Origin of the sequence: Rhodococcus sp. NPDC058532, assembly GCF_042719255.1 — a bacterium.
Lineage (GTDB): Bacteria > Actinomycetota > Actinomycetes > Mycobacteriales > Mycobacteriaceae > Rhodococcus_G.
Genome location: NZ_JBHXNU010000001.1, coordinates 112,039 through 125,688, shown reverse-complemented (window position 1 = coordinate 125,688; position 13,650 = coordinate 112,039). Strand labels below are relative to the sequence as shown.

The window sequence follows — 13,650 nt, the reverse complement described above, 5'->3', positions numbered from 1 at the left end:
TCAGCCCCGCTGTGCAAGAAAGGCGACGTCCACCCGGTCACCGGTCCGCAGGTCGGTCACCTCCGCGTCGACCAGCACCAGACAGTTCGCCTCGGCGAGGGTGGCGAGCAGGTGCGAGGACGCCGCGGGCGCGCCACCGAGCGCCTGCACCAGGTACTCGCCGGTCGATTCGTCGCGCATCAACTGTCCCCGCAGATAGCCCTTCCGGTCGGCGACCGAAGTGATCGGCGCGACGGTGCGGGCGGTGACGACCCGCCGCATCGACTGCCTGCGGCCCAACGCGATCCGGATCAGCGGCCGCACCATCACCTCGAACACCACCAGGGCGCTGACCGGATTGGACGGCAACAGGAACGTGGGGACCTCGTCGCGGCCGAGCTGACCGAAGCCCTGCACCGACCCCGGGTGCATCGCGACCCGCTCCACCTCGAGGTCGCCGAGCTCCCGCAACGCGTCCCGCACCTGGTCCGAGGCGCCGCCGCCGACGGCCCCGGCGATCACCACGATCTCCGAGCGGATCAACTGCCCCTCGACGACCTCCCGCAGGCGACGCATGTCGGTGCCCGCGATCCCGACCCGGTTCACGTCCGCGCCCGCATCACGGGCGGCGGCGGCGAGCGCGTACGAGTTCACGTCGTACACCTGCCCCGGACCGGGAGTGCGGTCCACGTCGACGAGTTCGCCGCCGACGCTGATCACCGACAGCCGCGGCCTCGGATGCACGAGCACCTTGTCGCGTCCGACCGCGGCGAGCAGACCGACCTGGGCCGCGCCGATGATGGTGCCCGCCCGAACCGCGACATCGCCGGGCTGAACGTCGTCGCCGACCCGCCGGACGTAGTCGCCGGACCGGACCGGGCGCAGCACCCGGACCCGGTTCTGGCCGCCGTCGGTGCGGTCGAGCGGAAGAACCGCGTCGGCGAGGGTCGGCATCGGGGCGCCGGTGTCGACACGCACCGCCTGCCGCGGCTGCAGCCGGGTGGGCTGGCGGGACCCCGCGGTCACCTCACCGACGACGGGCAGGACGATGTTGACCGGCTCACCGCTCTCGCTGAGTTGACCGGAGTCCGCGGCGGAGACGTCGACGCTGCGCACCGCGTAGCCGTCGATCGCCGCCTGGTCGAATCCCGGCAGCGGACGCTCGGCGACCACTTCCTCGGCGCACAGCAGTCCCTGCGACTCCGAGATCGCGACCCGCACCGGTCGTGGCGCGACGGCGGCGGCGGTGACCCTGGCCTGCTGCTCCTCAACCGAGCGCATGTAGACGCTGCCTCCCGACCCCACTACCGCTCCGTCTGCTGCAGTCTCTCGACGAGCCACTCACGCAGCGACGGACCGTACTCTTCGCTGTCGAGCGCAAAGTCAACCGCAGCGCGGAGGTAGCCTCCGGGATTTCCGAGGTCGTGTCGTCCCCCGCGGTGGACCACCACATGCACCGGGTGCCCCTCCTCGATCAGCAGCGCGATCGCGTCGGTGAGCTGCAGTTCCCCGCCCTGGCCCGGCGTGATGCGGCGCAGGGCGTCGAAGATCGCCCGGTCCAGCAGGTAGCGGCCCGCCGCGGCAAAGGTGGACGGCGCGTCCTCCCGCTTCGGCTTCTCGACCATCCCGACGACCTTCAGTACATCGGGGTTCGTCGCGTCCGGAACCTCCTGGACGTCGAACACCCCGTAAGCGCTGACCTGATCCTTCGGCACGTCGATCGCGCACAGCACGCTGCCGCCGCGCTTGGCCCGGACCCGGGCCATCGTCTCGAGGACGCCGCGCGGCATCACCAGATCGTCGGGCAGCAGCACCGCGATCGCGTCCTCGTCCTCGTCGAGGACGGACTCCGCGCAGGAGACCGCGTGACCGAGTCCGAGCGGCTCGTCCTGCACGACCGACTCGACCTTCAGCAGGCCCTGCGCCTTGCGGACCTTCTCGAGCAGGTGCGACTTGCCACTGGCCTCGAGCTTGGTCTCCAGGACGAGATCCTCGACGAAGTGCGCGACGACGCCGTCCTTGCCCTCCGAGGTCACGATGACCAGCCGGTTGGCACCCGAATCGGCGGCCTCGCCCGCGACCAGCTCGATGCCCGGTGTGTCGACGACCGGCAGCAGTTCCTTCGGCACCGTCTTGGTCGCGGGCAGGAACCGGGTGCCCAGCCCCGCCGCCGGGACCACCGCGGTGCGGAAGGCCCTGTTCATGTTGGTGCCGCTGTCTGTCATGGCCACACCCTATCCGTGTCGGCCGCGCGCCCGGGATCCTAGGGTTGCCGGTATGAACGAGTCCGACCTCGGCCCAACCCCGCCGGCGACCAAGGATGCGTGGCGCACCGAGATCCTGACGCGCCGTCGCGACGTGGACGCGGACACCAAGGCCGCCGAGGACGCCGCACTCGCGGCGGCCGCTGCCCGCATCGGCACCGAGCTCGGCCCCGACGCGACGGTGTGCGCCTACGTCCCGGTCGGCAGGGAACCCGGGTCGGTTGCCGTGCTCGACGCCCTCGCCGCCCGCGTCCGCCGGGTCCTGCTGCCGGTGGCGCACGCGCCGGGACCGCTCTGGTGGGCCCCCTATCGCGGCGAGGGCGCGCTGGTCCCTGCCCCGTTCGGGCTGCGGGAACCCGCGCCGCCGCACCTGCCGCCGGAGACGGTCGCCGCGGCGGCCCTGCTGCTGATCCCCGCGCTCGCGGTGGACCGTCGGGGTGTCCGCCTCGGCCGCGGCGCCGGCTTCTATGACCGCACCCTCGTGTTCGCCGCCGGGCGCGGCGAGCATGCGGTGCCCCGGTTGATTGCGGTGGTCCGCGACGCCGAGGTGGTCGACGAACTGCCCGAGGACCCCCACGACGTGCGGATGCGAGAGGTCCTGACCCCGGTCGGCGGCCTGCGCGTGCTCGGCGGGGCGGAATAGGCCGACGATTACCGGCGTTGGCACTCGGGACGGTAAAGTGCCAGTGCCCGCGGTATCACCTGCCGGGGCTCGAGTATCCGCGCGGAGGAACCTGCAGTGCCCACTTACTCCTATGCCTGCACCGAATGCGACAACCGCTTCGACATCGTGCAGTCGTTCACCGACGACTCGCTGACCGTCTGCACCGAGTGCAACGGCAAGCTGCGCAAGCTGTTCAACTCCGTCGGCATCGTGTTCAAGGGCAGCGGCTTCTACCGGACCGACAGCCGTGGCGGCGCGAGCACCGCGAGCGAACCGGCGAAGGCGAGCACCCCGTCGTCGGATTCGTCGTCGACCTCCGGTTCGGCCACCCCCGCGCCCGCCACCAGCTGATCCCCTTTCTCCACAGGCCCCGAATCCATCCACAGGGTGGATCCGGAGGCGGGGTGTGCCCGCCCGGTCGCCCTAGCGTTGGGGCATGGTCCGCGATGCCCGGCGCCGCCCCGGCGCCCTGTCCCCCACCCCGGTCGACCGACTGCTGCGGCTGACCCGCCCCGATTGGACGCGGACCGCCCTGCCCCGCCGGATCGCGGCGGGGATCCTCGCCGCCCTCGCCCTCGTCCTGGCGATCCGGGGCGAGCAGACCGACCGGGTGTCGATCGTCGCCACGGCACGGGACCTGGGGCCCGGCACCGTCCTCACCGCCGCCGATCTCCGGTTGCTCGACGTCCCCGACCCCGTTCCCGATGGTTCTCTGCGCAGCCTCGACGCCGCCGTCGGTCACACCCTTGCCGGCCCGGCCCGGGCCGGGGAACCGCTCACCGACGTCCGAATCCTCGGCTCCCGACTCGCCGAGGCCGCAGCGGGACCGGACGCGCGGATCGTCCCGGTCCGGATCGAGGACGCGGAGGTGGCCGGGCTGGTGCGGGTCGGTGACCGCGTCGACATCCTGGCCGTCGACGCGGAGGGGGCTGCCGCGCCGCGGGTCCTCGCATCGGCCGCGACCGTGGTCCTCGTCGGGGAGAAGGACGACGGACGCGCCGCGCGGGCACCGGTGGTGCTTGCCGCACTGCCCGAGGCCACCGCAACCACCGTCGCCGCCGCGTCGCTCACCGGCGCGCTGACCGTCACGTTCCACTGACCGGCCCGTCCACCGACTGGCGGGTCCACTGCCCCGCGCGCGGAGGTTGCCCCACCCGCGGCACTGCCCCTAGCATTTTCACCACCCGGTCCGTTGTCGAATCCGTCGTGAAACGAGGACAGGTCATGCTCAAGGGCTTCAAGGATTTCCTGCTCAAAGGCAACGTGCTCGATCTCGCGGTCGCGGTGGTCATCGGCGCCGCCTTCACCGCCATCGTCACCGCGTTCACCACGTACGTCATCAATCCGATCATCGCCACCCTCGGCGGCAGCAACGAGCTGGGCTTCGGCTTCCAGCTCACCGACAGCCCCGAGACGTTCGTCAACATCGGCGCGGTCATCACCGCCGCGATCAACTTCGTGATCATCGCCGCGGTCGTCTACTTCGTCCTCATCGTTCCGTACAACCATGCCAAGGAACGGTTCATGACCGAGGACGAAAAGCAGGCCACGGACATCGAACTGCTCACCGAGATCCGCGACCTGCTCGCCGATCGCTCCACCGAACGCACCTGAGGCCGGCGCGTCAGGAGGGGGCGATCGGGCCGACAGCGGCCGTGCGGGGGAGGCGCCGACCACGTCGAGGTCCGGTATGACTCGTCCGACACTCCGCGCGGATCCGTGCCGTCCGGCGGCCGTCGGTGGTGCGGGGACCGGTGGGTGCGACCCGTCGGCTCACGCGCCGAGCGGGGACGCGAAAAACACTGGTGAACGCGTGCGCCTCACCGTTGCACACGATCAACCGGCGGCACCAGTGCGCGCCGCGGACCGCGTGCGACCGGCGTTGTTCGAGCCGAGACACGCCGCCGTCTCGTTTGCGGTGAGGTAGCGATCTCCTTAGCATTCGGAAGGTCCGGGCCCCCGTACCAAGCGAAACGAGGACAAGGCATGCTCAAAGGCTTCAAGGACTTCCTGCTCAAAGGCAACGTGCTCGACCTCGCGGTCGCGGTCGTGGTCGGCGCGGCATTCACCGCCATCGTCACCGCCTTCACCGACAACATCGTCAATCCGCTCGTCGCGTCCGTCGGCAGCGCCGAGCTGGGATTCGGTTTCCAGATCACCAGCAACCCGGAAACCTTCGTCAACATCGGGGCGGTGATCAGCGCCGCGATCAACTTCGTGATCATCGCCGCGGTGGTCTACTTCATCCTGATCGTGCCGTACACCCACGCCAAGTCGCGGTTCGTCACCGCGGAGGAGGCGCTGGAGGCCACCGAGGTGGACCTGCTCACCGAGATCCGGGACCTGCTCGCCGAGCGTCCCGTGGAACGCTCGATCGACTGACCCGCAGCGCGCACCAGTGTGGCCCGCACCGTTTTCGGTGCGGGCCACACTGTTCGGTACCGATGTCCAGGCTCAGCCGTGGTGCGGGGGCACCTGCCTGCGGAGCCACTCGTCGGATGAGCCCTCGCTCGCACCGGCCGTTCCGTCGGACTCGCCGCGTTCGTCGCGGGTGGTGTCGGGAAGCACGTCGCCGAAGATGCGCGCCAGCCGGGCCCGCACGTTCGGGTCTCGGCCGGGATGCGCGCCGGGCGCGGAGTCGGTGATCGTCACTCCTCGATGCGGGAGAGCTCGCCGATGACGGCGCTGGCGAGCGGGGTCAGGGTGGCCATCCCGTCGCGCACCGCGGCGCGGGACGAGGCCAGGTTCGCCACCAGGGTACTGCCCGACACCCCGACGACGCCGCGGGAGAGGCCCGCGTCCAACGCGCCGGCAGCGAGGCCGGAGGAGCGCAGCGCCTCGCTGATGCCGGGGATCTCCCGGTCCAGGACGGCGGTCGTTGCGTCCGGCGTCACGTCCCGCGGCGACACCCCGGTGCCGCCGACGGAGATCACCAGGTCGACCCCGCCGATCACGGCCGTGTTGAGGGCGTTGCGGATCTCGACCTCGTCCGCGGCGACCGCGACGACGGCGTCGACAAAGAACCCGGCCTCGGAGAGCAACTCGGTGACCAGCGGTCCCGTGGAGTCCACTCCGTCACCGTGAGCGGTTCGGTCGTCGACGATCACCACGAGTGCGCGGCCAGCCAGCGGAGCTTCGATGTCCATGACTCCTACGGTAGTGGTAGCACCGCGGACCGGCGCCGGGGAGCCGCCGATCCACTGCCATCCGGTCGCCATCAGCGGCCGCCCTGGGTCGGCGCGACACCCAGCGTGACGTCGATGGTCTTCGGATTCGCACCATTCGGGTCGGTGTAGGTGATCTTCACCTCGTCGCCGGGGGCATGCGAGCGGATCGCGGCGATCAGGGCGTCACCGCTGTCGATCACCCGGTCGTCGACGCGGGTGATCACCACGCCGCGGGGCATGCCAGCCTTGTCGGCGGGCCCACCGGGGGTGACGTCCTGGACCGCGGCACCGTTGGTGACATCCCGCGAGGACACCGACACCCCGATGATCGCCTGGGTTGCCTTACCGGTGTTCACCAGCTCGTCGGCGACCCGCCGGGCCTGGTCGACGGGGATCGCGAAGCCGAGGCCGATCGAGCCGCCCTGCTGACCGGCCCCCGCCTCGCCGCCGAGGGTCGCGATCGCGGTGTTGATGCCGATCAGCTTGCCCTCCATGTTCACCAGCGCGCCGCCGGAGTTTCCGGGGTTGATCGCGGCGTCGGTCTGGATGGCGTCGATCACGGTGTTCTGGTTGCCCGCCTCACCGCTCGTGGAGACCGGGCGATTGAGGGCCGACACGATGCCGCTGGTGACGGTGCCTGCCAGTCCGAGGGGCGAGCCGATCGCGACGACCGACTGCCCGACCTGAAGGTCCGCGGACGTGCCCAGCTCGATCGGGGTGAGGTCGGTGCGGTCCTCGACCTTGATCACCGCCAGGTCCGACATCGGGTCGGCCCCGATCAGCTTCGCGGACGCCGTCGACCCGTCCGAGAACGCGACCGTGAGCTTGCCGTTCGCTCCGGCACCGGTGGCGACGTGATTGTTGGTGAGGATCAGTCCGTCGGAGGACAGGACGATGCCCGAACCCTCCCCCTCCGCCTGCGCACCCTCGACCTGGATTTGCACGACCGACGGCAGCACCTTCTGCGCCACCGCCTGGACGGATCCGGCTGGCGCGTTCGCGGTCTGGGTGGCATTCGTGCGGGGCGCGTCGAGCGCGCTGGTCACCGGGCCGGAGCCGCCGCCCTGCGACCACGCCCCGACGGCACCGCCGACGCCGCCGCTGACGAGGGCCAACGCGACCGCCCCCGCAACGAGTGCGGTGCGGCCCTTCTTGAGCTTCGACTCGGCCTGCCGGGGATCCCACCCCGCCGGGGTTGCACCCGCGCCCGGCGGGGGTCCCGGCTGATAGGAACCGTAGGCCGACTGCCCGTATCCGGGCTGCTGGTAGTGCTGGGCCGCCGACGGGTACTGCGCGGTCGGGTGGGTTCCCGCCTGACCCGCGGACGGGTACTGCGCTGTCGGCGTCTGCGCGGTCGGATACTGCGCGGTCGGGTGGTCACCGGTGGGGTATCCGGGGGGCGCGTCGCCTGCAGCCGGGTCGTTGGTGGACCCGTGCTGCGCCCAGGGCGAGCCCTGCTGCCCGGAGTCGTGCCGGTCGCTGCGGTCCCTGCCCGTGTGATCCTCGGTCATCTCGTCTGATCCTTCTCCCCGCGCACCGGTCGGTGCGACTGCGATTCGATCTCGTTGACCCCAGCCTGTCCTGTCGGTCTTAGAGGGACCTGAGACCGCCCCTTCAGTTTGCCGAGATCTTGCTCCCCGGGTGGCGGCCGCCTGCGCCCGCGGGTGCCTCGCCGGGCAGCACGATCGTGAGCAGCGCGCCGCCCCGGTCGGACCGGCCCGCCTCGACGGTACCGCCGTGCTTGACGACCACCTGACGGACGATCGCCAGCCCCAGCCCCGAGCCGGGCATGGACCGTGCCTCGGTGGACCGGTAGAACCGCTCGAACACCAGTTGCCGGTCCTCGTCCGGGATTCCGGGGCCCGCATCATCGACCGTCAACGCGAGGTGCCCGCCGTCGAGTTGCCGCATCCGCACCCGGACCTCGGCCGCGGTCGGGCTCCACTTGGCGGCGTTGTCGAGCACGTTCAGGACCGCGCGGGACAGCCCGGCACCGTCGCCGTACACGAACCAGGGCACCGTCTCCGCGTGGAAATCGACCTCGTTCCGCCTGCGACGAACCCGCTCGAGAGCCCGTTCCACCGTGTCCGCCAGGTCGATTCGCTCGTGCACCGTCTCCGGCGCGTCCTCCCGCGCCAGGTCGACGAGATCGCCGACCAGCGTGGACAGTTCCTCGATCTGGGCCATCACATCGGCGCGCAGCTCCGCCATGTCCTGGTCCGGGATCCGCGGCGCCCCGGGCCTTCCCGCCGCGATCAACAGCTCCATGTTGGTCCGGAGGGAGGTCAGCGGGGTCCGCAGTTCGTGGCCCGCGTCGGCGACGAGCCTGCTCTGCCGGTCACGGGACTCGGCGAGGGCCCGGAGCATGGTGTTGAACGAGATCGTCAGCCGGGCCAGTTCGTCGTTCCCGGTGACCGGAATCGGTGTCAGCTCGTCGGTGCGGGCGATCTGCTCGGTGGCAGCGGTCAGCCGCGCCACCGGACGTAACCCGGTGCGCCCCACCGCCATGCCCGCGAGCGCCGCGAGTCCGACACCGCATCCACCGACGATGAACAGCACCCAGGCGAGCCGTTCGAGCACCTCCCCGGTCGGGGCGAGCCGCTGCGCGATCACCAGGGTTGACCCGAGGTTCGTGCGCTGCGCGTACACCCGCTGACCGGCGAAGGTCCGCAGCGTCGAGTCGTGTTCGCCTCGCGCAACGGACATCTCGGCCTCGCCGATCGGCGTGTTCGACCCCGGCGGCATGTACACCTTGAGGTCCGGGAAGACCAACGCGACGCTGATGTCGTTGGAGTACACCGTCGCGAGCGAGATCATCCGGACGTCGAGCGCGTCGAAGTTGTTCGCGATCAACGTCGCCGACCTGCTGCGCAACTGGGAGTCGACGTCGTTGTAGAGGGCACGGGACACGACGGCATAGGCGGCGATCGCCATCACCGCAACCGCGATCGCGACCACCGACGCCGCCAGCAGCGCAACCCGCCACCGCAGCGACACCGACCTGGTCAGCGGCATGGGCGGACGCATCTCGGGAATGTCGTGCGGGGAAGACGGATTGGCGGCCGATCGGCCAAACGGGGCAACCATCACGGCGGAGTCTCCCGCAGCACGTATCCGACTCCGCGCACCGTGTGAATCAACCGCGGTTCACCGTCCGCCTCCGTCTTGCGACGCAGGTAGCCGACGTAGACCTCCAACGCGTTCCCCGACGTCGGGAAGTCGTACCCCCATACCTCCTCCAGGATCCGGCTCCGGGAGAGCACCCGACGCGGATTCGCCATCAGCATCTCCAGCAGCGAAAACTCGGTGCGGGTCAGGCTGATCGACCGGCCGCCGCGGGTGACCTCCCTGGTGACCGGGTCCAGGGTGAGATCCTCGAACGTCAGCGCCTCCGAGTCCTCCCCCACATCCGGCACGGCCCGGCGCAGCAGCGCCCGCAGGCGCGCGAGCAGTTCCTCGAGCGCGAAGGGTTTCGGCAGGTAGTCGTCGGCGCCCGCGTCCAGGCCTGCGACCCGCTCGGACACCGAATCCCGCGCGGTGAGCACCAGGATCGGCAGGTCGTCCCCGGCGCTGCGCAGCCGCCGGCACACCTCCAGCCCGTCCAGCCGCGGCATCATCACGTCGAGGACCACCGCGTCGGGCCGCTCGGCGGTGACCTGCTCCAACGCGTTGAGACCGTCGACCGCGAGGTCGACGGTATATCCGTTGAACGTCAGGGATCGGCGGAGGGAGTCCCGCACGGCTCGGTCGTCGTCGACCACCAGGATGCGCATGATCATAGTTTCTACCCGGCAACTGAGATCGCGCTGAGAGGCGGCTGAGCCGTGTCGCTCAACCCGGCCGGAGTCAGCCGTCCACGTGTCGCGGGCCGGGGAGGTTCCACCCCCGCCACAGCGCCACCAGGCGCAGCAGCGACGCGGACACGGTGCCAACCACCAGGCCGGTGGCTGGCGCCGAGCCCAGTGCCGCGCACCCGACGACGACCGTCGAGCCGACCAGCGCGGGGATCGCGTAGAGGTCGCGGTGCAGCAGCAGCGGCATCTCGTTGACGAGGATGTCCCGCAGGACGCCGCCGCCGATCGCGGTGGTGGCACCGATCAGCATCGCGGCCTGACTGCTGGCCCCCGCGTCGAGTGCGATTGCCGCGCCGCTGCTGGCGAACAGGCCCATCCCAACCGCGTCCAGGACCAGGATCCCGCGGCGCAACCGCTGCGCCGCCGCATGCGCGAAGAACACCAGCACCGACGTGAGCAGCGCGGTCACGAAGTACTTCCAGGTGTTCAGCGAGGCAGGCGGCGTGATCCCGAGCAGCACGTCCCGCAGCACACCGCCGCCGATCGCGGTGAACACCCCGATCAGGCACACCCCGAAGAAGTCGAGGCGCTTGGCGACCCCGACCAGGGCACCGGATGCCGCGAAGGCGACCACACCGACCAGTTCGACCACCGTCAGCAGCACGGATCGATCCTGCCCGGCGACGATGCCGATTCGAGGTCAGTCGCGACGCGTGTCGGCGGCGAAGGCGGCCGCCCGCGCCATCTGCACCGGCCGCTTGCGCAGGAACACCCACACGACGCCGAGCACCAGGAACCAGACCGGGGTGACCAGCAGCGCCTGCAGGGTGTCCGACTTTTGGGTGAACGCCCACACCAGGAACGCGAAGAAGGCGAGCACCACGTAGCACATCGGAACGCCGCCGGGCATCTTGAACGCGGACTGCTCGTGCAGGTCGGGTCGGCGTCGCCGGTAGACGATGTAGCTGATCAGGATCATCGACCACACGAACATGAAGCACAGCGACGAGATGGTGGTGACGATGGTGAAGGCCTCGATGATCGAGTCACCGACCGCGACCATCACCACACCGGACAGCAGGAAGACACCGGATAGGTACAGGGCGTTGGCGGGCACCCGCCGCCGGGTGAGCCGCGCGAAGGCGGACGGGGCGTCGCCGTCCCTGGCGAGGCCGTAGACCATCCGGGATGTGGAGTAGATGCCGGAGTTCGCCGACGATGCCGCCGAGGTGAGCACCACGAAGTTGACGACGGACGCGGCGATGCCGAGCCCGGCGAGCGCGAACATCGCGACGAACGGGCTGCGGTCGGCGCTGATCTCCCGCCACGGGGTGACCGAGATGATCACCGCGAGCGCGACGACGTAGAACAGCATCACCCGCACCGGGATCGCGTTGATCGCCCGCGGCAGGTTCTTCTCGGGGTCCTTCGTCTCCGCGGCGGCGGTGCCGACCAGCTCGATGCCGACGAACGCGAAGGTCGCGATCTGGAAGCCCGCAACGAAGCCCATCGGCCCGGTCGGGAAGAAGCCGCCGTCGTTCCACAGGTTCGCGAAGGACGATTCGGCACCGTTCGGCGCGACGAAGTGGGTGAACACCATCGCCAGCCCGACAACGATCAACGCGACGATCGCGACGATCTTGATGAGCGCGAACCAGAATTCGGTCTCACCGAACGCCTTGACGGTCGGCAGGTTGAGGCCGATCAGCAGCGCGACGGAGGCGAGTGCGGGGATCCACAGCGGAAGCGAGCCCCACCAGTAGGAGACGTAGCCCGCGATCGCGATCACGTCGGCGATGCCGGTGACGATCCAGCAGAACCAGTAGGTCCACCCGGTGAAGAAGCCCGCCCACGGCCCGAGGAGGTCACCCGCGAAGTCGGCGAACGAGCGATAGCCGGTGTTCGACAGCAGCAGCTCGCCCATCGCCCGCATCACGAAGAACAGCATCGTGCCGATGATCATGTAGACGAACAGCACGGACGGCCCGGCCAGGGAAATGGTCTTGCCGGACCCCATGAACAGGCCGGTGCCGATCGCGCCGCCGATCGCCATGAGCTGGATGTGCCGGTTCGACAGCTGCCGGGACAGACCGGGTTCGCGGTCCGCTCCCGCATCGATCTGGATGTCTTCGGACACGGGTACTCCTCGCCCACGACGGGGCCGTGCATGACCGCCTCGACAAGCCGTCGAGACGCACCACGGCACGCCGTGAATGGAACTCCGCACGGCAATGCCGTGACTGGACTGTGACGCCGGGCGGCGTCGACCCGACCGCGTCGAGCGACGTCAGGCGCTGAATATCGTAGCGAACGCGCCGCGGACGCTGCGGGACCCACACCGGTCGTCCGGCCCTGCGCGGCCGCGGGGTCTCGCGGGCGGCGCTCATCGGCGGGGCGCGGCGTCGAGCTCGCCGCGGAATCTGTTCCCCGATGCCGGTCCGGTACGATTGCGTCATCGTGACGCTGCGGACTTCTCGTCCGCGCGGTCATCTGCGGAAGTTCGAGCCAGCGCGCGTGCTGCGCGAACCGGCTCATCGCGGGGAAACTGCCAGGCGTGCGCAGGTCCAGCTGGTAACACTCGAGAGGGAAGCAATGGCAGTCAAGAGGGGCCCGTCCAAGAAGTCCCGCGGCGCGGACACCGGCCGCAAGCCCAAGAAGAACCCGCTGTTCGCGGCCAAGATCGAGCACGTCGACTACAAGGATGTGAACCTGCTCCGCACGTTCATCTCCGACCGCGGCAAGATCCGCAGCCGCCGCGTCACCGGCCTCACCCCGCAGCAGCAGCGTCAGGTTGCCGTCGCGGTGAAGAACGCCCGCGAGATGGCACTGCTGCCGTTCACCAGCCGGTAGTCCAGCATCCGACAAGGCCGCGTCGTCCACCCGGACGACGCGGCCTTGTCATGTCCGGCGTCAGCTGGCGACGACGCCGACCATCGCGGGCGCCATCACATCCCGCAGCCGCTCCCACGGCACCGTCACCTGGACGAGCCCGATCGCGTGCGGACCGACCTGGTAGTCGGTGAAGTGGATCTCCATTCCCGCCGGGGTTGCGAGCCAGTTCGCGAAGTTCTGCCGGGTCGGCTCGATGCCGCTGCGCTCGAAGTCGGCGCCCGCCGCCGTCGCGGGGAGCAGACGCGCCGACTCCTCCGACAGCCGATTCAGGCCGGCCTGCAGATCCGGGAACAGGGTGGTGAGGGTGATCGGCTGCGCATTGTCCGCGTCGATCACCACGGTCGCGACCACCGGCGTCGGGTGCGCGCCCGGCGGGTCGGCGTTCCACGACGTCACCAGCAGGCCGCTGAGAACCCGGGAACCGATGTGCGCGACGCCCGACTCGGGGCGGGACTCCAGCGTGAACCGCTCGCCAGCCGACCCGTCGATCTGGTCCTGCAGTGCCGCGCGGATCGACTCGTTGAATTCCGCGGCGACCTCGGGGTCGCCCCCCTCGACCTGCGGCACGGTGACGTCGTAGCGGACGCGGCCGGTGTCGCCGGTGACCTGCGCGGTGGTGGCGAGGTACTCCGGCGGCTGCTCCACCGGTGTCGCGGGCGGGGGTCCCGCCGGTGCGGCAGGCGCCGCCTCCGCCGAGGACCCGCTGGCGGCGGCGGTGGTCGCCGTCCCGTCCGTGCTGTCGCCGCACGCCGCGAGGGTGAGCACCGCGGCCACGGTCACCGGCATCACGAGGACCCGAGAGATCGACATTCGTCCATCTTCACCACCGGCCCGCTCCCGGACAAGCGTGACGCGCGGCATCGTTAGATCGGCTACCGACTAGACTTCCC

Annotated in this window: 16 protein-coding genes; 6 read left to right on the top strand and 10 right to left on the bottom strand. The window is 70.4% G+C overall.

Features of this window, described 5'->3' with window-relative positions; translation table 11 throughout:
- Together glp and ACFWQG_RS00580 are read right to left on the bottom strand one after the other, a co-directional pair.
- On the bottom strand, positions 1 to 1,260 hold the full coding sequence (gene glp / locus ACFWQG_RS00585; protein ID WP_378505626.1) for a gephyrin-like molybdotransferase Glp: 1,260 nt from the start codon (positions 1,258 to 1,260) through the stop codon (positions 1 to 3).
- A gap of 23 nt (positions 1,261 to 1,283) precedes the next feature.
- On the bottom strand, positions 1,284 to 2,204 hold the full coding sequence (locus tag ACFWQG_RS00580; protein WP_378505625.1) for a UTP--glucose-1-phosphate uridylyltransferase: 921 nt from the start codon (positions 2,202 to 2,204) through the stop codon (positions 1,284 to 1,286).
- A gap of 52 nt (positions 2,205 to 2,256) precedes the next feature.
- Here ACFWQG_RS00580 and ACFWQG_RS00575 point away from each other — a divergent pair, with 52 nt between their 5' ends.
- The 5 genes from ACFWQG_RS00575 (at position 2,257) to mscL (ACFWQG_RS00555) (ending at position 5,289) form a co-directional block, all read left to right on the top strand.
- A complete protein-coding gene (locus ACFWQG_RS00575; protein ID WP_378505624.1) occupies positions 2,257 to 2,886 on the top strand; it encodes a 5-formyltetrahydrofolate cyclo-ligase in 630 nt (209 codons plus the stop codon).
- 96 nt (positions 2,887 to 2,982) lie between these two features.
- Positions 2,983 to 3,258 (top strand): FmdB family zinc ribbon protein, encoded by a 276-nt coding sequence (locus tag ACFWQG_RS00570; RefSeq protein WP_378505623.1) that lies wholly within the window; start codon positions 2,983 to 2,985, stop codon positions 3,256 to 3,258.
- 85 nt (positions 3,259 to 3,343) lie between these two features.
- Positions 3,344 to 4,006 carry an SAF domain-containing protein gene (locus ACFWQG_RS00565; RefSeq protein WP_378505622.1) on the top strand — a complete coding sequence of 221 codons (663 nt, stop codon included), beginning with the start codon at positions 3,344 to 3,346 and terminating at the stop codon, positions 4,004 to 4,006.
- Positions 4,007 to 4,131: 125 nt separating this feature from the next.
- A complete protein-coding gene (gene mscL, locus ACFWQG_RS00560) occupies positions 4,132 to 4,521 on the top strand; it encodes a large conductance mechanosensitive channel protein MscL (RefSeq protein WP_378505621.1) in 390 nt (129 codons plus the stop codon).
- A gap of 372 nt (positions 4,522 to 4,893) precedes the next feature.
- Complete coding sequence (gene mscL / locus ACFWQG_RS00555; protein WP_378505620.1) at positions 4,894 to 5,289, top strand: large conductance mechanosensitive channel protein MscL; 396 nt, start codon at positions 4,894 to 4,896, stop codon at positions 5,287 to 5,289.
- 72 nt (positions 5,290 to 5,361) lie between these two features.
- Here the strand turns inward: mscL (ACFWQG_RS00555) and ACFWQG_RS00550 are convergent, their stop codons facing one another.
- The 7 genes from ACFWQG_RS00550 to cycA all read right to left on the bottom strand — a co-directional run bounded on the left by ACFWQG_RS00550 (position 5,362) and on the right by cycA (position 12,005).
- On the bottom strand, positions 5,362 to 5,559 hold the full coding sequence (locus tag ACFWQG_RS00550; protein WP_378505619.1) for a hypothetical protein: 198 nt from the start codon (positions 5,557 to 5,559) through the stop codon (positions 5,362 to 5,364).
- Positions 5,556 to 6,053, bottom strand: a complete 498-nt coding sequence (locus ACFWQG_RS00545) for a molybdenum cofactor biosynthesis protein B (protein ID WP_378505618.1) — start codon at positions 6,051 to 6,053, stop codon at positions 5,556 to 5,558. Before ACFWQG_RS00545 ends, ACFWQG_RS00550 begins: the two co-directional genes overlap by 4 nt.
- A 71-nt stretch (positions 6,054 to 6,124) precedes the next feature.
- Positions 6,125 to 7,585: a trypsin-like peptidase domain-containing protein gene (locus ACFWQG_RS00540; protein ID WP_378505617.1), complete on the bottom strand. Its 1,461-nt coding sequence runs from the start codon at positions 7,583 to 7,585 to the stop codon at positions 6,125 to 6,127.
- Between the two features lie 103 nt (positions 7,586 to 7,688).
- Complete coding sequence (locus ACFWQG_RS00535; RefSeq protein ID WP_378505616.1) at positions 7,689 to 9,161, bottom strand: ATP-binding protein; 1,473 nt, start codon at positions 9,159 to 9,161, stop codon at positions 7,689 to 7,691.
- Positions 9,161 to 9,847: a response regulator transcription factor gene (locus ACFWQG_RS00530; protein WP_378505615.1), complete on the bottom strand. Its 687-nt coding sequence runs from the start codon at positions 9,845 to 9,847 to the stop codon at positions 9,161 to 9,163. The genes ACFWQG_RS00535 and ACFWQG_RS00530 overlap by 1 nt, the downstream gene beginning before the upstream one ends.
- A gap of 73 nt (positions 9,848 to 9,920) precedes the next feature.
- A complete protein-coding gene (locus ACFWQG_RS00525) occupies positions 9,921 to 10,532 on the bottom strand; it encodes a trimeric intracellular cation channel family protein (protein ID WP_378505614.1) in 612 nt (203 codons plus the stop codon).
- Positions 10,533 to 10,568: 36 nt separating this feature from the next.
- Positions 10,569 to 12,005, bottom strand: a complete 1,437-nt coding sequence (gene cycA, locus ACFWQG_RS00520; RefSeq protein ID WP_378505613.1) for a D-serine/D-alanine/glycine transporter — start codon at positions 12,003 to 12,005, stop codon at positions 10,569 to 10,571.
- Positions 12,006 to 12,460: 455 nt separating this feature from the next.
- Here cycA and rpsR point away from each other — a divergent pair, with 455 nt between their 5' ends.
- Entirely contained in the window at positions 12,461 to 12,718 is a 258-nt protein-coding gene (rpsR, locus tag ACFWQG_RS00515; RefSeq protein WP_050062834.1) for a 30S ribosomal protein S18, read from the top strand.
- Positions 12,719 to 12,778: 60 nt separating this feature from the next.
- On the opposite strand, the gene ACFWQG_RS00510 is transcribed toward rpsR, so the two are convergent.
- Entirely contained in the window at positions 12,779 to 13,570 is a 792-nt protein-coding gene (locus ACFWQG_RS00510; RefSeq protein ID WP_378505612.1) for an RsiV family protein, read from the bottom strand.
- Positions 13,571 to 13,650: the final 80 nt, after the last annotated feature.